The 21,288-nt window shown below is 66.4% G+C and carries 13 protein-coding genes and 3 rRNA genes; 6 read left to right on the top strand and 10 right to left on the bottom strand.

Annotation, left to right across the window (positions count from 1 at the left end):
* Positions 1–35 precede the first annotated feature (35 nt).
* From mtrB to mtnA, 3 genes are read right to left on the bottom strand one after another with little or no spacing between them, the layout of a single operon-like run.
* Positions 36–2,069: an MtrAB system histidine kinase MtrB gene (gene mtrB / locus RLT59_RS24425; protein ID WP_311305378.1), complete on the bottom strand. Its 2,034-nt coding sequence runs from the start codon at positions 2,067–2,069 to the stop codon at positions 36–38.
* Position 2,070: 1 nt separating this feature from the next.
* Entirely contained in the window at positions 2,071–2,760 is a 690-nt protein-coding gene (gene mtrA, locus RLT59_RS24420; protein WP_187740742.1) for a two-component system response regulator MtrA, read from the bottom strand.
* Between the two features lie 4 nt (positions 2,761–2,764).
* On the bottom strand, positions 2,765–3,910 hold the full coding sequence (gene mtnA / locus RLT59_RS24415; RefSeq protein ID WP_311305377.1) for an S-methyl-5-thioribose-1-phosphate isomerase: 1,146 nt from the start codon (positions 3,908–3,910) through the stop codon (positions 2,765–2,767).
* A gap of 140 nt (positions 3,911–4,050) precedes the next feature.
* On the opposite strand from mtnA, the gene RLT59_RS24410 reads away from it, so the two are divergent.
* Genes RLT59_RS24410 through RLT59_RS24390 form a run of 5 tightly spaced genes read left to right on the top strand, consistent with a single transcriptional unit; the run spans position 4,051 to position 9,484 of the window.
* Complete coding sequence (locus RLT59_RS24410) at positions 4,051–5,250, top strand: DUF7544 domain-containing protein (protein ID WP_311305376.1); 1,200 nt, start codon at positions 4,051–4,053, stop codon at positions 5,248–5,250.
* A gap of 4 nt (positions 5,251–5,254) precedes the next feature.
* Positions 5,255–5,944 carry a DUF4129 domain-containing protein gene (locus RLT59_RS24405; RefSeq protein WP_311305375.1) on the top strand — a complete coding sequence of 230 codons (690 nt, stop codon included), beginning with the start codon at positions 5,255–5,257 and terminating at the stop codon, positions 5,942–5,944.
* Positions 5,941–7,164 carry a DUF4350 domain-containing protein gene (locus RLT59_RS24400; protein WP_311305374.1) on the top strand — a complete coding sequence of 408 codons (1,224 nt, stop codon included), beginning with the start codon at positions 5,941–5,943 and terminating at the stop codon, positions 7,162–7,164. Before RLT59_RS24405 ends, RLT59_RS24400 begins: the two co-directional genes overlap by 4 nt.
* Positions 7,161–8,162 (top strand): AAA family ATPase, encoded by a 1,002-nt coding sequence (locus RLT59_RS24395; protein ID WP_311305373.1) that lies wholly within the window; start codon positions 7,161–7,163, stop codon positions 8,160–8,162. Before RLT59_RS24400 ends, RLT59_RS24395 begins: the two co-directional genes overlap by 4 nt.
* Before the next feature lie 11 nt (positions 8,163–8,173).
* Positions 8,174–9,484, top strand: coding sequence for a DUF58 domain-containing protein (locus tag RLT59_RS24390; protein ID WP_311305372.1), 1,311 nt, complete (start codon positions 8,174–8,176; stop codon positions 9,482–9,484).
* Between the two features lie 172 nt (positions 9,485–9,656).
* On the opposite strand, the gene rrf is transcribed toward RLT59_RS24390, so the two are convergent.
* The 4 genes from rrf to RLT59_RS24370 form a co-directional block, all read right to left on the bottom strand.
* Positions 9,657–9,773, bottom strand: a 5S ribosomal RNA gene (gene rrf, locus RLT59_RS24385).
* Between the two features lie 79 nt (positions 9,774–9,852).
* Positions 9,853–12,979 (bottom strand): 23S ribosomal RNA (locus RLT59_RS24380).
* A gap of 301 nt (positions 12,980–13,280) precedes the next feature.
* Positions 13,281–14,807, bottom strand: a 16S ribosomal RNA gene (locus tag RLT59_RS24375).
* Together the 16S, 23S and 5S rRNA genes form the textbook arrangement of a ribosomal RNA operon.
* 698 nt (positions 14,808–15,505) lie before the next feature.
* Positions 15,506–16,513 (bottom strand): stage II sporulation protein M, encoded by a 1,008-nt coding sequence (locus tag RLT59_RS24370; protein ID WP_311305371.1) that lies wholly within the window; start codon positions 16,511–16,513, stop codon positions 15,506–15,508.
* Positions 16,514–16,633: 120 nt separating this feature from the next.
* On the opposite strand from RLT59_RS24370, the gene RLT59_RS24365 reads away from it, so the two are divergent.
* Positions 16,634–17,599: an RDD family protein gene (locus RLT59_RS24365; RefSeq protein WP_311305370.1), complete on the top strand. Its 966-nt coding sequence runs from the start codon at positions 16,634–16,636 to the stop codon at positions 17,597–17,599.
* 47 nt (positions 17,600–17,646) lie between these two features.
* Here the strand turns inward: RLT59_RS24365 and RLT59_RS24360 are convergent, their stop codons facing one another.
* From RLT59_RS24360 to RLT59_RS24350, 3 genes are all read right to left on the bottom strand, one after another.
* Positions 17,647–18,258, bottom strand: a complete 612-nt coding sequence (locus RLT59_RS24360) for a hypothetical protein (protein WP_311305369.1) — start codon at positions 18,256–18,258, stop codon at positions 17,647–17,649.
* Positions 18,259–18,491: 233 nt separating this feature from the next.
* Positions 18,492–19,949, bottom strand: a complete 1,458-nt coding sequence (gene ahcY / locus RLT59_RS24355) for an adenosylhomocysteinase (RefSeq protein ID WP_311305368.1) — start codon at positions 19,947–19,949, stop codon at positions 18,492–18,494.
* A 246-nt stretch (positions 19,950–20,195) separates the two neighbouring features.
* Positions 20,196–21,221, bottom strand: a complete 1,026-nt coding sequence (locus tag RLT59_RS24350) for a cation diffusion facilitator family transporter (RefSeq protein WP_311305367.1) — start codon at positions 21,219–21,221, stop codon at positions 20,196–20,198.
* Positions 21,222–21,288 lie beyond the last annotated feature (67 nt).

Here is a 21,288-nt window from a genome sequence, read left to right as displayed (position 1 = left end):
GCTCCGCCGCGCGTCCGCGGCCGCCCTGATGACGGTCAGTGCCCACGAGTCGTGTCCTCCCGCCCGGAATCCTGCCCCGGAGAGTCGTTGGCGCCGGTGCGCTCCCCTGCGGGGCGCGGCACCACCCGTGCGCCGTTGCCCGGCAGCGCGGCCGGGTGTACCGAGACCGGTGCGGTCCGGGCGGTCGCGGGGGCGCGGGCGGGCACCGGCAGCGGTGAGCGGTCCGTACCCGACGCCGTCTGGGAGGGCACCGCGAGCAGCCGGTGCTCGCTGCCCGCGGCCTGTGCGGGCGCCGCCGCGGCCCGCTCCCGGCTCTCCCGGTTGCGCCGCGAGTCCTCGGGCTCCAGCGGTATCGGTGAACCACGCAGCGGCTCGTCCGCCGTGCGCGGCAGGGTCAGCCGGAACTGCGAGCCGCCGCCGGGTTCGCCCCAGGCCTGCAGCCAGCCGCCGTGCAGCCGGGCGTCCTCGACGGCGATCGACAGCCCCAGTCCGGTGCCGCCGGTCGTCCGTGCGCGGGCCGGGTCGGCCCGCCAGAAACGGTTGAACACCCGGGTCGCCTCGCCGGGCTTCAGGCCCACCCCGTAGTCCCGGACGGCCACGGCGACCGCTCCACCGGCCACCCCCATCCGCACCACGACATCGCGGCCCTCACCGTGCTCGACGGCGTTGACGACCAGATTGCGCAGGACCCGCTCGACGCGACGCGCATCGGCCTCCGCTATCACCGGCTGCTCGTCACCGACCACCCGGATCCGGGTGCCCTTGCGCTCGGCCAGTGGCTCGGCACCGCCGATCACCCGCCGCACGACCTGCCGCAGGTCTGTCGGCTCGGCCTCCAGCGCCGCGGCCCCGGCGTCGAACCGGCTGATCTCCAGCAGATCGGAGAGCAGCGACTCGAAACGGTCCAGCTGATCACCGAGCAGCTCCGCGGAGCGAGCCGTGACGGGGTCGAAGTCGACGCGTGCCTCATGGATGACATCGGCGGCCATCCGTACCGTCGTCAGGGGGGTGCGCAGCTCGTGCGACACGTCAGAGACGAACCGCCGCTGCATCCGCGAGAGCTCCTCCAGCTGCTGGATCTTCAGCTGAAGGTTCTGCGCCATCTTGTTGAAGGCCTCGCCGAGCCGGGCGATGTCGTCCTCGCCGGTGACCTTCATCCGCTCCTGGAGCCGCCCGGCCGAGAGCCGTTCAGCGATCCCGGCCGCCATTCGTACGGGGGTGACGACCTGGCGCACCACGAACCAGGCGATGGCCCCGAGCAGCACGACCACGAACAGACCTGCGGTGGCCAGCGTGCCCTTGACCAGGGTCAGCGACTTCTCCTCCTGCGTCAGCGGGAAGAGGTAGTAGAGCTGGTAGGGGTTGCGGTCGATGTCGTACAGCCGTTTGCCGACGACGAGACCGGGCTGCGAATCCTGCCCGTTCGCGTACCGGATCAGGGAGTACGTCTGGAACGCTCCGGGGCCCTTGTTCACGGACTCACGGAGGCTCTGCGGGATGCTCGCGGCCTCGACGCCGCCGGAGCCGCGGGGCGCGCGGGAGCCCTCGTCGGCGCTGAGCGCCACGACGTTGAAGGCGTTCTTCCCGCCACTGGCGAGCTGGTCGACCAGCTCGGTCCGCCAGGAGTTGTTGGCCGTGGTGCCGTCCGCGGCGTCGCCGCCCTGCCCGGGAGTGGGGGTGAGCGGTGCGTTCGCCTTCTCCTGGGCGGCCGCGAACCCGCCCGCGGCCTGGGTCTGGGCCGCCTTGCCCTTCGCGTCCAGCAATCCGTTGCGCACCTGGCCGATCACGACCAGGCCCAGCAGCAGCACCACACCGAGCGACATGAGCAGCGTGCCCGCGACGACCCGCAGCTGAAGGTTGCGCCGCCACAGCCGCACGGCCGGCAGCAGCGGACGCCGCACCCAGCGCATCAGCAGTCGGGGCACCGGCCCGCCGGGCGCCCGGTTCTGGAACAACCGGCCGCCCTGCAGGAAGAGCCCGACGTGAGACGGTGTGTGCCCTGAACCGGCAGCCCGCTCCGCACGGACTCCCGGCTCCCCGGGCTTCGGAGCAGCGCTACCCAGGGACATGTCAGCTCGGTCCGGCCTTGTAACCGACGCCTCGGACGGTCACCACGATCTCCGGCCGCTCCGGGTCCTTCTCGACCTTGGAACGCAGACGCTGAACGTGCACGTTCACCAGCCGGGTGTCGGCGGCATGGCGATATCCCCACACCTGCTCAAGCAGTACCTCACGGGTGAAGACCTGCCACGGCTTACGGGCGAGCGCGACCAGCAGGTCGAACTCCAGCGGGGTCAGGGCGATGGACTGCCCGTCCCGCTTCACCGAGTGCCCGGCCACGTCTATGACCAGATCACCAATGGTGAGCTGCTCCGGTGCCGGCTCCTCTGACCTCCGCAAACGTGCCCTGATCCGGGCAACCAACTCCTTAGGTTTGAACGGTTTGACGATGTAGTCGTCGGCCCCGGATTCCAGGCCCACCACCACGTCAACCGTGTCGCTCTTGGCAGTGAGCATGACGATCGGCACACCTGACTCGGCCCTGATCAGCCTGCAGACCTCGATGCCGTCCCTACCGGGCAGCATGAGATCCAGGAGAACCAGGTCCGGCTTCGCCTCACGAAATGCAGCAAGTGCCTTGTCGCCGTCCGCTACGAACGACGGCTCGAATCCCTCACCACGCAGCACAATGCCGAGCATCTCGGCCAGTGCGGTGTCGTCATCGACGACAAGGACGCGTCCCTTCATAATCGACATCATCCCATTAGCTAATCGTTATCTGCGATGACCTGGCACACAGCTCTGCCAGCCCGACCCCTGTGACCGGGGAGATTACGCCCTCCTCCGTGACGATCGCCGTGACCAGCTCCGGCGGTGTGATGTCGAAGGCGGGGTTGTACGCCGGGGATCCCTGCGGTGCCACGACGACACCGCCCGTTTCCCGGCCGGCCGCCCCGGACCGAGAAAATGTGACCTCAGTCACCTCTCGCCCCGGTCGCTGCTCCACGGTGATCGATGCCCCGTCCGCGGTGTCCAGATCCACGGTCGTGGTCGGGGCCACCACGATGAACGGTACGTGGTGATACTGCGCGAGCACCGCCAGCGGATAGCTCCCCACCTTGTTGGCCACTGATCCGTCCGCGGCGATGCGGTCCGCCCCGATGAGTACGGCGTCCACCTCCCCCGCCGCGAACAGCGATCCTGCGGCGTTGTCCGTGAGCACGCTGTACGCCATGCCGTTGCGAGCCGCCTCGTACGCGGTCAGCCTCGCCCCCTGGAGCAGCGGACGGGTCTCGTCGACCCACAGCCGCCTCAGCCGGCCGGCCCGGTGCGCGCCGAGCGCCACCGCGAAAGCGGTCCCCTCTCCTCCCGAGACGAGCGCCCCGGTATTGCAGTGGGTCAGCAGCTGGTGACCGCCGTCGGGCAGCAGCTCGTCCAGGAGGGCGAGCCCGAACCGCGCCATACGGCCACTGGCCTCGGCGTCCTCCCGGTGCAGGGCCCTGGCCTCCGCCAGCGCCTCGGCCGCCGCCTGCTCCGGGCCTGCCCCCTTCTCGACCGCCGCCCGGTACACCCCGGCGGCCCGCCGGACCCCGTAGCCGAGGTTCACCGCGGTGGGCCGCGCCCGCTCCAGCAGTGCCGCGGCAGCCTGCACGTCCTGCCCCCGTACCGCGGCGAGAGCCACGCCGTAGGCCCCCGCGATGCCCAGCAGCGGCGCTCCCCGCACCGCCAGGGCCCGGATCGCCTCGACCAGTGCGGGCACATCGGCGCACACCAGCTCGGCTTCCTCCGCGGGCAGCCTCGTCTGGTCGAGGAGCACCACCGCAGGACCTTCCGGGGGCTCGTCCCAGCGAAGTACGGAGAGGGCCGAGGGTGCTATGCCCACCGGCGGTTGCGCGTCCTGATCAGCCATCCGCCCAGTCTGCCCGGTGACCCGCCGGGAAATGAAGGTACGAAGGAGATGGAGCACCAGGACCGGACCGGTGCGACGCGTGGCACGATGGCTGCCAACCTGCCGCCCCGATGAGCGGGCAGGACCGTTAAGGAGCGCGAATGAACGACACTCCGGGCTGGGCCTCGCCCGGATCTGCCCCCTCCGACGGCCAGGAGACGGGGATCCCCCGGCCTTCCGAACCTGTCGACAGCAGCGGACCTGTGGGAAACTGGTCTTCCACACAGCCGCCCGCAGGGCAGTGGTCCCCACCGAGCAGTCCCGGCACCGGCCCCGGCGCACCGCCTCCCGCCCCCGGCTGGGGCGGCCGGCCCCAGGGCCCCGGGAGGGGCCGGCCGCATGCGGACCGGCCCGGCGTCATCCCGCTCCGGCCACTGGGCGTCGGCGAGATCCTGGACGGCGCGGTCTCCACCATGCGCGCCCACTGGCGCACGGTCCTCGGCCTCACACTCGCCGTCTCCGTGATCGCGCAGACCGCGATCATCCTCGTACAGCGTTACCTGCTGCCCGAGCCCCCGTCGATCGACGCGAACGCCACGGGCTCGGAGGCCCTGCGACAGGCAGCCGACTCGCTCCGGGCCAGCCTGCTGGATCTCGGGCCGTCCCTGCTCATCACCATGCTCGCCACCATCTTCACCACAGCGGTGCTGACCGTCGTGATCAGCCGCTCGGTGCTCGGCCGCCCCGTCACCCTCTCCGACGCGTGGGCCGAGGCCCGGCCCCGGCTGCTCGCGCTGCTGGGCCTGACACTCCTGCTCGCTGTCATGGCCGTGGCCATCATGGCCGTCGGGATCCTTCCCGGCTTCCTGATCGGAGACACGGCGGGTGTCGGGCTCGCCTTCCTCGGGCTTCTCGCAGCATGTGTCGTGCTGGCCTGGCTGATGGTCCGCTTCTGCCTCGCCTCGCCCGCTCTGATGCTGGAACGGCAGTCGATCACCGCCTCCATGCGACGCTCCGCCAAACTGGTCCGGGGCGCCTGGTGGCGGACTTTCGGCATCCTGGCACTCACCTGGCTGCTGACTCTCATCGTGGCCGTGGTGATCGGAATTCCGTTCGGCCTCATCGCCATCGCTGTGGACGGTGGCGGAATGAGCTCGTTCCTCACCGATGACGCCAACGGTTTCGGCTGGTCGTTCCTGATCGTCTCCGGAATCGGTGACGTGGTCGTCGCGACGATCACCTACCCGCTCTCCGCAGGAGTCACGGCGCTGCTCTACGTGGACCAGCGCATCCGGCGCGAGGCACTCGACCTCGAACTCGCCAGGGCAGCCGGTCTGCCGGGCTACGACAACAGGAGTTGACGCCGTGTCGGGGGCGGGCGGCACGGCGGCCGCACAGCTGCTGATCCGGGCCGGCGGCGGCATACCCGTGGACACCCCACGGGTGCCCGCCCGCGAGGCGGCACGGCACGAACTGTCCGAACCGGCGTACCACGAGAACGATCCGAACTTCCTCCAGCGTGCTCTCGACCACCTGTGGAATTGGGTCGGTGATCTCCTCTCGTCCGCCTCGGGCGCCGCCCTGGGCGGTCCGACGGGGCTGGTCGTACTCGCGCTGATCGTTCTCGCCCTGGCCGCCGCACTCCGGTGGCGGCTGGGGACCCCGCAACGCGCTCCCGGAACGGCTGACGGCCTTTTCGAGAGCGGTCCCCACAGTGCTGCGGAACACCGCACCGCCGCCGAGACCCACGCCGCCGCCGGCCGCTGGAACCAGGCGGTCCAAGAACGGATGCGCGCCATCGTCCGCTCTCTCGAAGAACGCGCCCTCCTGGACCCGCGCCCCGGCCGCACGGCCGACGAAGCCGCCGCGGAGGCCGGACGGCCGCTCCCCGCACACGCCACGCGACTGCACGCGGCCGCCCGGCAGTTCGACGACGTCACGTACGGCGGCCGCACCGCCGACCAGCAGGCGTACCGGACCCTGCTCGCCCTGGACCTGGAGCTCGAATCCACCAGGCCCCAGCTGAGTGGCACGCTCCCGGGAGCCGCCGGATGACCGTGGCCACCGCCGCTTCCTCCTCGGCGTCCCCGACCGCTCGTCAGGTCTGGATCCGCACACGAGGACTGCTGCTCGCCGTACTCGTGCTCGTCGCCGCCGGAATCGCGCTGGCCGCCACCCACTCCGGCGACCGGCACGGACGTCTCGACCCCCGCTCCGCCGACCGCTACGGCAGCCGGGCCGTCGCCGAACTCCTCAAGGACCGCAGCGTCTCCGTCCGGGTCGTCACCACACTCAAGGACGCCACGTCGGCGGCGGGACCGGACACCACGCTGCTCGTCACCGCACCCAACCTGCTGACGCCCTACCAGCAGCACACCCTCCGCACGGCAACCACCGCCACCGCCGGCCGGACCGTCCTCCTCGCCGCAGGACCTCCCTCCGTGCGCGCCTTGGCCCCCGGTGTCCGCGCGCAGTCCGCCGCACCGGTGACCACTCGGGCCCCTCATTGCCCCCTGGAAGCGGCCCGGCTGGCCGGCACCGCCGAGACGGGTGGCCTGCGCTACTCCACGGACAGCCTCGACGCCCTCGCCTGCTACCCGGCCGACGGCCTTCCCTCCCTGCTGCTCCTGCGCCACCCGGCAGCGGGCGACACCGTCCTTCTCGGCTCTCCCGACATCCTGTACAACGACCGCCTGGACAAGGAGGGCAATGCCTCGCTGGCCCTTCAACTCCTCGGCTCCCAACCGCATCTGATCTGGTACCTCCCTTCGCTCGATGACCCCTCCGCCACAGGCGGCGAACACGATGACGGCGGAACGGGGAACGAGAGCGCCGGCGGCCAGAGCAGTTTCATCGACCTGATCCCCTCGGGCTGGCTGTGGGGCGCCCTGCAACTCGCACTCGCCGCCGCACTCGCCGCCGTCTGGCGGTCACGTCACCTGGGCCCCGTGATCGCTGAGCGGCTGCCCGTGGCCATCCGCGCCTCCGAGTCCACCGAGGGCCGCGCCCGCCTCCACCGCAAGACCAACGCACGTGATCGCGCCGCCACCGCACTGCGTCACGCCTCCCGCACCCGCATCGCCCCTCTCGTCGGCGTCTCCCCACAGGACGCCCACTCCCCCGCCACCCTCCTGCCCGCCGTCTCCGCCCGCCTCAGCACGGCCGACGACGGCCTTCGAGAACTGATCTTCGGCCCGGCTCCTTCCGACGATGCCGCGCTCGTCCTTCTGGCAGACCAACTCGACTCCCTCGAAAGGGAGGTTCGTACCTCATGACCGCCCCGCCCCCCGTTTCCGCCGGGACAGCCGACACCAACCGGAGCGACGACACCGCCCGCGCCTCCCTGGAAGCCCTGCGCTCCGAGATCGCCAAGGCCGTGGTCGGGCAGGACCCGGCGGTCACCGGTCTTGTCGTCGCACTGCTCTGCCGAGGTCACGTCCTGCTCGAAGGCGTGCCGGGCGTGGCCAAGACCCTCTTGGTCCGTGCCCTCGCGGCATCGCTCGAACTCGATACAAAACGCGTCCAGTTCACCCCCGACCTGATGCCCAGCGATGTCACCGGGTCGCTCGTCTATGACGCCCGCACCGCCGAGTTCTCCTTCCAGCAGGGGCCGGTCTTCACCAACCTTCTGCTCGCCGACGAGATCAACCGGACACCGCCCAAGACCCAGTCCTCCCTCCTGGAGGCGATGGAAGAGCGGCAGGTCACCGTTGACGGAACCCCCCGGCTCCTCCCCGACCCCTTCCTCGTCGCGGCAACCCAGAACCCGGTGGAGTACGAGGGCACATACCCGCTCCCCGAAGCCCAGTTGGACCGCTTCCTCCTCAAGCTGACGGTGCCTCTGCCGTCCCGGGAGGACGAGATCGATGTCCTGACCCGCCACGCCGACGGCTTCAACCCCCGAGATCTCAAAGCAGCGGGCATACGCCCGGTCGCGGGACCGGCCGATCTGGAAGCCGCTCGCGCCGCTGTCGCCAGGACCAGCGTCTCCCCCGAGATCGCCGGCTACGTCGTAGACATCTGTCGTGCCACGCGTGATTCCCCCTCGCTCTCCCTCGGGGTCTCACCCCGAGGTGCCACTGCTCTGCTCTCCACCGCACGGGCCTGGGCCTGGCTCACGGGCCGCGACTACGTGATTCCGGACGATGTGAAAGCCCTGGCCCTCCCCACACTTCGCCACCGCGTCCAGCTCCGGCCCGAGGCGGAAATGGAAGGTGTCACCCCCGACTCCGTCATCACCTCGGTCCTCGCCCAAGTCCCCGTACCCCGATGAGGCGGTGAGTCGTGGCCCTCACCGGACGCACCGCGCTGCTCGCCGCCCTGGGGTCACTCCCTGTAGGCATCCTGGCCCCGAGCTGGACGGGCATGCTCGCGGTCAACGCCCCACTGTCTCTAGCAATTCTGTGCGACTATGCCCTGGCTGCGCCAGTGCGTCCACTCCAGTTCACCCGATCCGGTGATACAACCGTTCGACTTGGTGACAGCGCAGAAGTGCAACTCACCGTAGTCAATCCTTCCCGTCGGCGCCTGCGGGCACACCTCCGTGATGCCTGGCCTCCCAGCAGTTGGCAAGCCGGCACGGAACAGTCGGCGTCCCGCCACAGGCTGACGGTCCCGCCGGGCGAACGCCGCCGCATCACCACGTTCCTGCGCCCCACCCGCCGCGGCGACCGGCGGGCCGAGCAGATCACCGTCCGTTCGTACGGCCCGCTGGGTCTCGCGGCGCGCCAGGGCATCCATCAACTGCACTGGACGGTCCGGGTTCTGCCGCCGTTCACCAGTCGCAAGCACCTGCCGTCCCGGCTCGCCAGACTGCGAGAACTCGACGGCCGCACCAGCGTCCTGACCCGTGGCGAGGGTACGGAGTTCGACAGTCTTCGCGCCTATGTACCCGGCGATGACGCCCGCTCGATCGACTGGCGGGCCACCGCCCGCCAGTCTGCCGTCGCTGTACGGACGTGGCGCCCCGAGCGCGACCGTCACATCCTCGTCGTGCTCGATACGGGCCGGACATCGGCTGGGCGGGTCGGTGATGTCCCTCGGCTCGACGCCGCGATGGACGCGTCACTGCTCCTGACCGCTCTCGCCACCCGGGCAGGCGACCGGGTCGATCTACTCGCCTACGACCGGCGTCTGCGCGCCCGCGTTCAGCGCCGGGCATCCGGGGAAGTCCTGTCGGCCATGGTGGATGCCATGGCACCGCTCGAACCGGAGCTGGTGGAAACGGATGCGCGCGGCCTCAGTGCCATGGCTCTGGCGAACGCCCCTCGCCGTTCCCTGATCGTGCTTCTGACCAGTCTCGACTCGGCCCCCGTCGAGGAGGGTCTGCTGCCTGTGCTGTCCCGCCTGACACAGCGGCACACCGTGGTGCTGGCGGCTGTCAGCGATCCGCACATCGAGGAGATGGCCGGCGCGAGGGGAACGGTGGACGCGGTCTATGAAGCGGCTGCAGCCGCCCAGGCCAAGGCCCGACGTCGCAGAACGGCGGATCAGCTCCAACGGCACGGAGTCGTTGTAGTCGACGCCACTCCCGACACCCTCGCGCCGGCTCTTGCCGACGCCTACCTGGCTCTCAAAGCAGCAGGTCGTCTGTAGCCGCGGGCTACAGGATCCAACAGATCGGACCTGAGCCCGGTATTTCGGAAAGCGGCAGAGGTGCCGGGCTGGGATCCGATCGGGAGTCAGGGGTCAGGAATCAAGCCCATTTTGGTCGGGAACGCAGAAAAGCCCCGTGCCACAAGGGCACGGGGCTCAACTATTAAAAGGAGTTCGGCGGCGTCCTACTCTCCCACAGGGTCCCCCCTGCAGTACCATCGGCGCTGAAAGGCTTAGCTTCCGGGTTCGGAATGTAACCGGGCGTTTCCCTAACGCAATGACCACCGAAACACTATGAAATTAACCAACACCGGAACAAAACACGGCCGTTCGTTATTTCAGAACTAACACAGTGGACGCGAGCAACTGAGGACAAGCCCTCGGCCTATTAGTACCAGTCAGCTCCACCCGTTACCGGGCTTCCACATCTGGCCTATCAACCCAGTCGTCTACTGGGAGCCTTAACCCCTCAAAGGAGGTGGGAATACTCATCTCGAAGCAGGCTTCCCGCTTAGATGCTTTCAGCGGTTATCCTTTCCGAACGTAGCCAACCAGCCATGCCCTTGGCAGGACAACTGGCACACCAGAGGTTCGTCCGTCCCGGTCCTCTCGTACTAGGGACAGCCCTTCTCAATATTCCTACGCGCACAGCGGATAGGGACCGAACTGTCTCACGACGTTCTAAACCCAGCTCGCGTACCGCTTTAATGGGCGAACAGCCCAACCCTTGGGACCGACTCCAGCCCCAGGATGCGACGAGCCGACATCGAGGTGCCAAACCATCCCGTCGATATGGACTCTTGGGGAAGATCAGCCTGTTATCCCCGGGGTACCTTTTATCCGTTGAGCGACAGCGCTTCCACAAGCCACTGCCGGATCACTAGTCCCGACTTTCGTCCCTGCTCGACCCGTCGGTCTCACAGTCAAGCTCCCTTGTGCACTTACACTCAACACCTGATTGCCAACCAGGCTGAGGGAACCTTTGGGCGCCTCCGTTACTCTTTAGGAGGCAACCGCCCCAGTTAAACTACCCATCAGACACTGTCCCTGATCCGGATCACGGACCCAGGTTAGACATCCAGCACGACCAGAGTGGTATTTCAACGACGACTCCACAACCACTGGCGTGGCCGCTTCAAAGTCTCCCACCTATCCTACACAAGCCGAACCGAACACCAATATCAAACTATAGTAAAGGTCCCGGGGTCTTTCCGTCCTGCTGCGCGAAACGAGCATCTTTACTCGTAGTGCAATTTCACCGGGCCTATGGTTGAGACAGTCGAGAAGTCGTTACGCCATTCGTGCAGGTCGGAACTTACCCGACAAGGAATTTCGCTACCTTAGGATGGTTATAGTTACCACCGCCGTTTACTGGCGCTTAAGTTCTCAGCTTCGCCGACCCGAAAGTCAGCTAACCGGTCCCCTTAACGTTCCAGCACCGGGCAGGCGTCAGTCCGTATACATCGCCTTACGGCTTCGCACGGACCTGTGTTTTTAGTAAACAGTCGCTTCTCGCTGGTCTCTGCGGCCACCCCCAGCTGACGGAGTAAATCCGATCACCAGTGATGGCCCCCCTTCTCCCGAAGTTACGGGGGCATTTTGCCGAGTTCCTTAACCATAGTTCACCCGAACGCCTCGGTATTCTCTACCTGACCACCTGAGTCGGTTTAGGGTACGGGCCGCCATGAAACTCGCTAGAGGCTTTTCTCGACAGCATAGGATCATCCACTTCACCACAATCGGCTCGGCATCAGGTCTCAGCCTTAACGTGTGACGGATTTACCTACCACACGGCCTACACCCTTACCCCGGGACTACCACCGCCCGGGCTGGACTACCTTCCTGCGTCACCCCATCGCTTACCTACTACAAGTCTGGTTCGCTAAGCTCCACCACTACCCTCAACTCCGAAGAGATCGGGCTAGCTTCACGGACTTAGCATCGCCTGATTCAGTACTGGGCGTTTCAAAGCGGGTACCGGAATATCAACCGGTTATCCATCGACTACGCCTGTCGGCCTCGCCTTAGGTCCCGACTTACCCTGGGCAGATCAGCTTGACCCAGGAACCCTTAGTCAATCGGCGCACACGTTTCTCACGTGTGTATCGCTACTCATGCCTGCATTCTCACTCGTGAACCGTCCACAACTCGCTTCCGCGGCTGCTTCACCCGGCACACGACGCTCCCCTACCCATCCACACAGGCGTTGGCCCTATATGTGTGAATGACACGACTTCGGCGGTACGCTTGAGCCCCGCTACATTGTCGGCGCGGAATCACTTGACCAGTGAGCTATTACGCACTCTTTCAAGGGTGGCTGCTTCTAAGCCAACCTCCTGGTTGTCTCTGCGACTCCACATCCTTTCCCACTTAGCGTACGCTTAGGGGCCTTAGTCGATGCTCTGGGCTGTTTCCCTCTCGACCATGGAGCTTATCCCCCACAGTCTCACTGCCGTGCTCTCACTTACCGGCATTCGGAGTTTGGCTAAGGTCAGTAACCCGGTAGGGCCCATCGCCTATCCAGTGCTCTACCTCCGGCAAGAAACACACGACGCTGCACCTAAATGCATTTCGGGGAGAACCAGCTATCACGGAGTTTGATTGGCCTTTCACCCCTAACCACAGGTCATCCCCCAGGTTTTCAACCCTGGTGGGTTCGGTCCTCCACGAAGTCTTACCTCCGCTTCAACCTGCCCATGGCTAGATCACTCCGCTTCGGGTCTAGAGCGTGCAACTCAAACGCCCTATTCGGACTCGCTTTCGCTACGGCTTCCCCACACGGGTTAACCTCGCTACACACCGCTAACTCGCAGGCTCATTCTTCAAAAGGCACGCAGTCACGACGCACCGAGTAAACTCGGCGCGCGACGCTCCCACGGCTTGTAGGCACACGGTTTCAGGTACTATTTCACTCCGCTCCCGCGGTACTTTTCACCATTCCCTCACGGTACTATCCGCTATCGGTCACCAGGGAATATTTAGGCTTAACGGGTGGTCCCGCCAGATTCACACGGGATTTCTCGGGCCCCGTGCTACTTGGGTGTCTCTCAAACGAGCCGTTAATGTTTCAGCTACGGGGGTCTTACCCTCTACGCCGGACCTTTCGCATGTCCTTCGCCTACATCAACGGTTTCTGACTCGTCTCACAGTAAGCAGACTATGAAAAAGAGATCCCACAACCCCGCATGCGCAACCCCTGCCGGGTATCACACGCATACGGTTTGGCCTGATCCAGTTTCGCTCGCCACTACTCCCGGAATCACGGTTGTTTTCTCTTCCTGCGGGTACTGAGATGTTTCACTTCCCCGCGTTCCCTCCACACTGCCTATGTGTTCAGCAGCGGGTGACAGCCCATGACGACTGCCGGGTTTCCCCATTCGGACACCCCCGGATCAAAGCTTGGTTGACAGCTCCCCGGGGCCTATCGTGGCCTCCCACGTCCTTCATCGGTTCCTGGTGCCAAGGCATCCACCGTGCGCCCTTAAAAACTTGGCCACAGATGCTCGCGTCCACTGTGCAGTTCTCAAACAACGACCAGCCACCCATCACCCCACCCTTAACCAGGTGAGTGCACTGGGGTAAGCAACCGAAGGACGACCATGACGGCCGTACCTTCAGATACCCAACAGCGTGCCCGACCCGACCGATCCCTTCCCACATTCCACGCCGAAGCAGTACTAGTGAAAAACAACCTGTCGTGCCGAATAGTCAACGTTCCACCCATGAGCTGACCACCGCCGAACATTTGCTAAGCGTAGTGGCTCTGAATTCCTTACGGAATCTAGATGCTCCTTAGAAAGGAGGTGATCCAGCCGCACCTTCCGGTACGGCTACCTTGTTACGACTTCGTCCCAATCGCCAGTCCCACCTTCGACAGCTCCCTCCCACAAGGGGTTGGGCCACCGGCTTCGGGTGTTACCGACTTTCGTGACGTGACGGGCGGTGTGTACAAGGCCCGGGAACGTATTCACCGCAGCAATGCTGATCTGCGATTACTAGCAACTCCGACTTCATGGGGTCGAGTTGCAGACCCCAATCCGAACTGAGACCGGCTTTTTGAGATTCGCTCCGCCTCGCGGCATCGCAGCTCATTGTACCGGCCATTGTAGCACGTGTGCAGCCCAAGACATAAGGGGCATGATGACTTGACGTCGTCCCCACCTTCCTCCGAGTTGACCCCGGCAGTCTCCTGTGAGTCCCCATCACCCCGAAGGGCATGCTGGCAACACAGAACAAGGGTTGCGCTCGTTGCGGGACTTAACCCAACATCTCACGACACGAGCTGACGACAGCCATGCACCACCTGTACACCGACCACAAGGGGGGCACCATCTCTGATGCTTTCCGGTGTATGTCAAGCCTTGGTAAGGTTCTTCGCGTTGCGTCGAATTAAGCCACATGCTCCGCTGCTTGTGCGGGCCCCCGTCAATTCCTTTGAGTTTTAGCCTTGCGGCCGTACTCCCCAGGCGGGGAACTTAATGCGTTAGCTGCGGCACCGACGACGTGGAATGTCGCCAACACCTAGTTCCCAACGTTTACGGCGTGGACTACCAGGGTATCTAATCCTGTTCGCTCCCCACGCTTTCGCTCCTCAGCGTCAGTAATGGCCCAGAGATCCGCCTTCGCCACCGGTGTTCCTCCTGATATCTGCGCATTTCACCGCTACACCAGGAATTCCGATCTCCCCTACCACACTCTAGCCTGCCCGTATCGACTGCAGACCCGGGGTTAAGCCCCGGGCTTTCACAACCGACGCAACAAGCCGCCTACGAGCTCTTTACGCCCAATAATTCCGGACAACGCTTGCGCCCTACGTATTACCGCGGCTGCTGGCACGTAGTTAGCCGGCGCTTCTTCTGCAGGTACCGTCACTTTCGCTTCTTCCCTGCTGAAAGAGGTTTACAACCCGAAGGCCGTCATCCCTCACGCGGCGTCGCTGCATCAGGCTTTCGCCCATTGTGCAATATTCCCCACTGCTGCCTCCCGTAGGAGTCTGGGCCGTGTCTCAGTCCCAGTGTGGCCGGTCGCCCTCTCAGGCTAAGCTACCCGTCGTCGCCTTGGTAGGCCATTACCCCACCAACTAGCTGATAGGCCGCGGGCTCATCCTTCACCGCCGGAGCTTTTAACCTTCCCCCATGAGAGAGAAAGTATTATCCGGTATTAGACCCCGTTTCCAGGGCTTGTCCCAGAGTGAAGGGCAGATTGCCCACGTGTTACTCACCCGTTCGCCACTAATCCACCCCGAAAGGCTTCATCGTTCGACTTGCATGTGTTAAGCACGCCGCCAGCGTTCGTCCTGAGCCAGGATCAAACTCTCCGTGAATGTTTTCCCGTAATCGGGGATCACACCACGAGAGCGGAACAGTCGAGTCGGAATAAGACCGACCGTTCACTGTGTCCTCGCTATGTGCATTGCCTGGTAGAACCACAAGTGGGTCTGCCAGGACTTTCAAAGGAACCTCGAACCTGCCGAAGCAGGTCGGGGTATCAACGTATCTGGCGTTGACTTTTGGCACGCTGTTGAGTTCTCAAGGAACGGACGCTTCCTTTGTACTCACCCTCATCGGGCTTTTCTCCGGGCGCTTCCCTTCGGTCTTGCGTTTCCGACTCTATCAGACTCTTTCGTGTCCGATTCCCGGTCGAAGCGGGCCTCGCAATTTTGCTTTCCAGTTCTTCGCTTTCGCGTTTCCCTTTCCGGCGGTTCCAACCTTACCAGACTCGATTTCGTTCCGTTTCCGGTTCGAATTTGAATTCCAGTGGCCGTTGAAGTGGCCTTGCCTTTCGGCTGATTCGACTTTATCAGAAGCAGTTCGGCCGAACTAATCGGCTTCGTGATCCGAAGAGTGGGAATCAATGGCTCTGCGGAAATTCGATTTCCGACGAGAGCGAGATGACACTAACTGCTGGGCCCGAACTTGTCCAGTTCGAGGCAACCGTTGGAATCTACCTCCCCCAGTACGCCGTGTCAACGGTTTTTTGGGGCGAGGAGGAGACTAGCAGGTCAGGAGAGGCGCACGCACATCAGGCGGCCACCGGGAGTTCGGCGCTCCGTTCGGTGTCGGCAACGTCGCCGGTATCGCCGGCGCGGGCCGCACGGCCGCCCAGGATGTAGACGTACGCGAGGAAGGACAGCTCGGCGGCGATTCCGACGGCGATACGGGCCCAGGTCGGAAGGTCGGAGGGGGTGACGAAGCCTTCTATGACACCCGAGACGAACAGGACCAGGGCCAGGCCGATGGCCATGCCGATCGCGGCGCGGCCCTGTTGCGCGAGGGCGGTGCGCCGGGTGCGCGGACCGGGGTCGATGACCGTCCAGCCCAGTCGGAGCCCGGTTCCTGCCGCAACGAAGACCGCGGTGAGTTCCAGCAGTCCGTGCGGAAGGATCAGGCCGAGGAAGGTGTCGAGCCGGCCGGCCGAGGACATCAGTCCGATGCCTATGCCGAGATTGAGCACGTTCAGGAAGACGATCCAGATCACCGGGACGCAGAGGAACGCGCCCAGCACCAGGCACATGGCCGCGGCCTGGGCGTTGTTCGTCCAGACCTGGGCGGCGAACGAGGCCGCGGGGTGGCTGGAGTAGTAGGTCTCGTACTCGCCACCGGGGCTGGTCATGCGGCGCAGGTCCTCCGGCGCGGCGATGGCCGACTGGACTTCCGGATGGACCGCGATCCACCAGCCGATCAACGCGGCCAGGAGCGTGGAGAGGACGGCCGTGGGCATCCACCAGTGCCGGGAGCGGTAGACCGCTGCGGGAAAACCCGCGGTGAGGAATCGCGCGGCGTCCTGCCACGTGGCTCGGCGGGTGCCGGTCACCGTGGCGCGGGCACGGGCCACCAGTTGTGTGAGGCGCGCGATGAGCAGCGGGTCGGGGGCGCCGGACTGGATCAGGGAGAGATGGGTCGCCGTGCGCTGGTAGAGGTCGACCAGCTCGTCGGCCTCCGCGCCGGTGAGCTTGCGTCCGCGGTGCAGGAGGTGGTCCAGGCGGTCCCACTCGCTGCGGTGGGCGTTGACGAAGACGTCGAGGTCCATGGTCGGCTGCTGCTCCAGGCATGGGTGCGTACGGGTCCGTACTGCTGCGGCGCGTTTGCGGGTCAGCTTGGCAGACTGTGGCCCGGTGGGGCAGGGATGGACGGCGAAGGGTGGGCGGGGATGAGCGAGCTCGTGACCGGGGACGCGGTCGTGCTGGGGCTGCGGCCGGCGAAACTGCCGAGCCGCGCGCTGGCTCTGTCCATCGATCTGGTCGTGGTCGGGACGGCGTTCGTCCTGGTCTCGGTCGGACTGGCCCTGGCGACCTCCGGGCTGGACGCGGCGGCGTTCGCCGCCGTCTCCGTGGCAACGTTCCTGCTGGTGCTGGTCGGCGCTCCGATCGCGGTGGAGACACTCAGCCATGGCCGTTCACTGGGGAAGCTGGCGTGCGGGCTGCGCGTGGTGCGGGACGACGGGGGTCCGATCCGGTTCCGGCACGCGCTGGTGCGTGGGGCAATGGGTGTCGTGGAGATCCTCATGACGCTCGGGGTGGTCGCGTCCATCGCGTCGCTGGTCTCGGCGCGCGGGAGGCGGCTCGGGGATGTCTTCGCGGGGACGCTCGTCGTACGCGAGCGGCTGCCTGCGGGCCGGTCCGCCTCTGTTCCTCCTCCGCCGCCCTGGCTGGTGGGACGTTTCGCCGGGCTGGACCTGTCGGCGGTTCCGGACGAACTGTGGCTGGCGGTGCGGCAGTGCCTGACGCGGATGCACCAGCTGGACGCGGATGTGGGCCGGGCCATGGCCGCTCGGCTGGCCGGGGAGCTGGCCGGGTGGACCGGGGTTCCGGCCCCGGTGGGCGTGCCCGCCGCCGCGTACCTCGCAGCCGTGGTGAACGAGCGGCAGGCCCGGGACGCGCACCGGATGTTCGCCGCTTCCCGGTCCTCCGCCGACCGCCCCGGCGGTACGGGGACGGGGTGGCCCATGGGGGCTCCCGGCCCGACGGGCGACGCCGGTCGCGGCGGTAGCGGTGCGAGCGTGGGTGAGGGGCCGCGGAGCTCGGGGGCTGCGCCCGGTGCACCTACGCCGGGGGCCTCTGCTGCCGGGACGGAACCCTTGCCGCCGCCCGCCACCGGGTTCGCCCCGCCCGCATAGGGCATGTCCGGCGGCCCTGTCCGGGCGGGCTGGTGCCCCTCACGGCACTAGCGGGCCGAAGGCGGGGATTCCAGCTCTTCCAGCTCGATGCCCGGGGCCGAGAGGACCACGTCGCCGGCCAGGTGGATGGTGTGCTGCTCGCCGGTGTCCAGGGCGTTGACCTGGTATTCGTCCACGATCAGCGGCCCGTTGTCAGTGGCGTGCGCTTCACTGTTCACCAGGGCCCAGGACTGGTCGACGGTACGGGGGGCGAGGACCGGATCCGTGAAGGCGACGACGCGGAGACGGGTCGCGGGCGAATCGGGGGTGAGGCGCAGCAAGCGAGCGGTCGCGACGAGGAAGGCGGGGGAAGTGCCGGTGAAGGTGTGGGCGCGGATATTGCCTTCGGTGGCGTGAGTACCGGTCGGATCGGTGCGGACCCAGGTGACGCCTTCGAGGGCGGCGCCGCGGACCTGCCAGCTCGCGGCGTGGAGTTCGAGACGGATCGGGCGGCCGAGTTCGTCCAGTGTGAGATCGATGGATCCGAGGTGGTCGCCGGGCGGGGCGGTCGTCTGGGAGACATAGCGCCAGCCGGAGGGGCCGGGGGCGCAGTGGAAGTGCTCTTCACCGAGGGGGGTGTGGTCGTGGAGATCGTGGAGCGAATAGCGGCCGCGGGGCATGGGGTCCTTCGGGTTCCTCGGGCTGTGCGGGTGCGGTACGGCGCAGGCCCCCGACACGGGGGTGCGGGGGCCTGCGTTCGTAGCTGCTGCGCTGTGCTGCTGAGTCACCGGGGCCGCTGACGCTGTCGCGTCCGCGGGCTCCGGGAGCGGCTCCACGGAACATGCCGGTGGCCGGTCGTCGCTGACCGGTGGTGACCTCGGCCGGTCACCGGCATGCCGTCGTGGTCAGCGGCTCAGTAGCGGTAGTGGTCCGACTTGTACGGGCCGTCGACCTCGACACCGATGTACGCGGCCTGCTCCGGGCGCAGCGTCGTGAGTTTGACGCCGAGTGCGGCGAGGTGGAGGCGGGCGACCTTCTCGTCGAGGTGCTTGGGGAGGACGTAGACGTCGGTCGGGTACTCCTCGGGCTTCGTGAAGAGCTCGATCTGGGCCAGGGTCTGGTCCGCGAAGCTGTTCGACATGACGAAGGACGGGTGGCCCGTGGCGTTGCCCAGGTTGAGCAGGCGGCCCTCGGAGAGCACGATGAGGACCTTGCCGTCGGGGAAGGTCCAGGTGTGGACCTGCGGCTTGACCTCGTCCTTGACGATGCCGTCGATGGCGGCGAGGCCCGCCATGTCGATCTCGTTGTCGAAGTGGCCGATGTTCCCGACGATCGCCTGGTGCTTCATCCTGGCCATGTCCGCCGCCATGATGATGTCCTTGTTGCCCGTCGTGGTGACGAAGATGTCCGCCTGCTCCACCACGTCGTCGAGGGTGGCCACCTGGTAGCCGTCCATCGCCGCCTGCAGCGCACAGATCGGGTCGATCTCCGTGATGATCACCCGGGCACCCTGACCCCGCAGCGACTCCGCACACCCCTTGCCCACGTCGCCGTAGCCGCAGACGACCGCGGTCTTGCCGCCGATCAGGACATCGGTGGCACGGTTGATGCCGTCGATCAGCGAGTGCCGGCAGCCGTACTTGTTGTCGAACTTCGACTTCGTCACCGCGTCGTTCACGTTGATCGCCGGGAACAGCAGCGTCCCGTCCCGGTGCATCTCGTACAGCCGGTGCACACCCGTCGTGGTCTCCTCGGTCACACCGCGGATCTCCGACGCCAACTGCGTCCACTTCTGCGGCGCCTCAGCCAGCGTGCGGTTCAGCGTGGTGAGGATGTGCGCGTACTCCTCGCTGTCCGCGGTCGACGGGTCCGGGGCGGCACCCGCCTTCTCGAACTCGACGCCCTTGTGGACGAGGAGGGTGGCGTCGCCACCGTCGTCGAGGATCATGTTCGGACCACCGGTGGGGGTGTTCGGCCAGGTCAGCGCCTGCTCCGTGCACCACCAGTACTCCTCCAGCGACTCACCCTTCCACGCGAAGACCGGAACACCGGCGGGGGCGTCCGGGGTGCCGGTCGGGCCGACCGCGATGGCCGCGGCAGCGTGGTCCTGGGTCGAGAAGATGTTGCAGGAGGCCCAGCGCACCTCGGCACCCAGAGCGACCAGCGTCTCGATCAGCACCGCCGTCTGCACCGTCATGTGCAGCGAACCGGTGATACGAGCACCGGCCAGCGGCTGCGCGGCGGCGTACTCCTTACGGATCGACATCAGACCGGGCATCTCATGCTCGGCCAGGTTGATCTCCTTACGGCCGAAAGCCGCGAGGGAGAGGTCAGCGACCTTGAAGTCCTGTCGATTGGCGACCGTCGTCATAACGGGCTGCTCCTCAGTTGGTTCGAGGGTGGATGGGCGCGCTCTGCGGCCTCGGGCACACGAATGCCCGAGAGGCTCGCAGCGCAGTCCGTCGGAGGCCCTCTCTCCCTCGGCCGGTCCGTGGCTACGGACCGATCGACCGCCATCAGCAGCGACGTCTGGCACTGCCGTCGAATCTACACCGAACGGCCCAGCCGCTCCCAGCCCACCGGTCCGGGAGCGGCTGCGAAGGCGAGTACGGCGCGTTCAGTGGCTGGTTCCGGTCGGGTCGGAGGGGCCCTCGGCGTCGGTTCCTTCCTCGGCGGGATCCTTGGCGTCCATGGCGTTGTCCTTCGCCGGGTTGGTGCCGGACCGGGCCGCGGCCTCGTTGTAGATGTCCGGTTCCAGGTAGATGACCCGGGCGATCGGGACGGCCTCGCGGATGCGGGACTCGGCGGCGTTGATCGCGTTGGCGACCTCGGTGGCCGTGTCGTCGTGCTGGACCGCGATCTTGGCGGCGACCAGCAGTTCTTCCGGGCCGAGGTGGAGCGTGCGCATGTGGATGATGCCGGTGACGGTGTCGCCGTCCACGACCGCGGCCTTGATCTTCTCGACCTGGTCGGTGCCGGCGGCCTCGCCGAGCAGCAGCGACTTGGTCTCGGCGGCCAGGACGATCGCGATCGCGATCAGCAGGATGCCGATGCACAGGGTGCCGATGCCGTCCCACACACCGTTGCCGGTCCCGATGGCCAGGCCGACGCCGGCGAGGGCGAGAACCAGACCGATGAGCGCGCCGAAGTCCTCCAGGAGGACGACGGGGAGTTCCGGGGCCTTCGCACGCCGGATGAACTCGGTCCAGGACAGCGCGCCGCGGGTCTCGTTGGACTCCTTGATGGCCGTCCGGAAGGAGAAGCCCTCCGCGATGATCGCGAAGACCAGGACGCCGACCGGCCAGTACCAGGCCTCGATCTCGTGCGGGTGCTTGATCTTCTCGTAGCCCTCGTACACCGCGAACATGCCACCGACCGAGAACAGCACGATGGAGACGAGGAAGGCGTAGATGTAGCGCTCACGCCCGTACCCGAACGGGTGCTGGGGGGTGGCCTCGCGCTTGGCCTTCTTGCCGCCGAGCAGCAGCAGCCCCTGATTGCCCGAGTCGGCGAGCGAGTGAACGCTCTCCGCGAGCATCGAAGAGGAGCCACTGAACAGGAACGCCACGAATTTGGCCACTGCGATCGCGAGGTTGGCGCCGAGCGCCGCCACGATCGCCTTGGTTCCGCCTGACGCACTCATGGGTGCCTGGTGTCCCTTCGTTCGATGCTGCGGCTCGTGCGGCCGCGGTACGGCCGGACATTGTTGC

This window comes from Streptomyces sp. ITFR-6 (assembly GCF_031844725.1).
In the GTDB taxonomy this organism is placed as follows: domain Bacteria; phylum Actinomycetota; class Actinomycetes; order Streptomycetales; family Streptomycetaceae; genus Streptomyces.
The sequence above is the reverse complement of the archived record's forward strand: the minus strand, read 5'-3'. Positions and strand labels throughout refer to the sequence as shown.

What these genes read in the sequence shown, in the direction of transcription:
- mtrB (WP_311305378.1), bottom strand. Translation starts at nt 2,069, where the DNA reads ATGTCCCTGGGTAGCGCTGCTCCGAAGCCCGGGGAGCCGGGAGTCCGT.
- mtrA (WP_187740742.1), bottom strand. Translation starts at nt 2,760, where the DNA reads ATGATGTCGATTATGAAGGGACGCGTCCTTGTCGTCGATGACGACACC.
- mtnA (WP_311305377.1), bottom strand. Translation starts at nt 3,910, where the DNA reads ATGGCTGATCAGGACGCGCAACCGCCGGTGGGCATAGCACCCTCGGCC.
- RLT59_RS24410 (WP_311305376.1), top strand. Translation starts at nt 4,051, where the DNA reads ATGAACGACACTCCGGGCTGGGCCTCGCCCGGATCTGCCCCCTCCGAC.
- RLT59_RS24400 (WP_311305374.1), top strand. Translation starts at nt 5,941, where the DNA reads ATGACCGTGGCCACCGCCGCTTCCTCCTCGGCGTCCCCGACCGCTCGT.
- RLT59_RS24395 (WP_311305373.1), top strand. Translation starts at nt 7,161, where the DNA reads ATGACCGCCCCGCCCCCCGTTTCCGCCGGGACAGCCGACACCAACCGG.
- RLT59_RS24370 (WP_311305371.1), bottom strand. Translation starts at nt 16,513, where the DNA reads ATGGACCTCGACGTCTTCGTCAACGCCCACCGCAGCGAGTGGGACCGC.
- RLT59_RS24365 (WP_311305370.1), top strand. Translation starts at nt 16,634, where the DNA reads ATGAGCGAGCTCGTGACCGGGGACGCGGTCGTGCTGGGGCTGCGGCCG.
- RLT59_RS24360 (WP_311305369.1), bottom strand. Translation starts at nt 18,258, where the DNA reads ATGCCCCGCGGCCGCTATTCGCTCCACGATCTCCACGACCACACCCCC.
- ahcY (WP_311305368.1), bottom strand. Translation starts at nt 19,949, where the DNA reads ATGACGACGGTCGCCAATCGACAGGACTTCAAGGTCGCTGACCTCTCC.
- RLT59_RS24350 (WP_311305367.1), bottom strand. Translation starts at nt 21,221, where the DNA reads ATGAGTGCGTCAGGCGGAACCAAGGCGATCGTGGCGGCGCTCGGCGCC.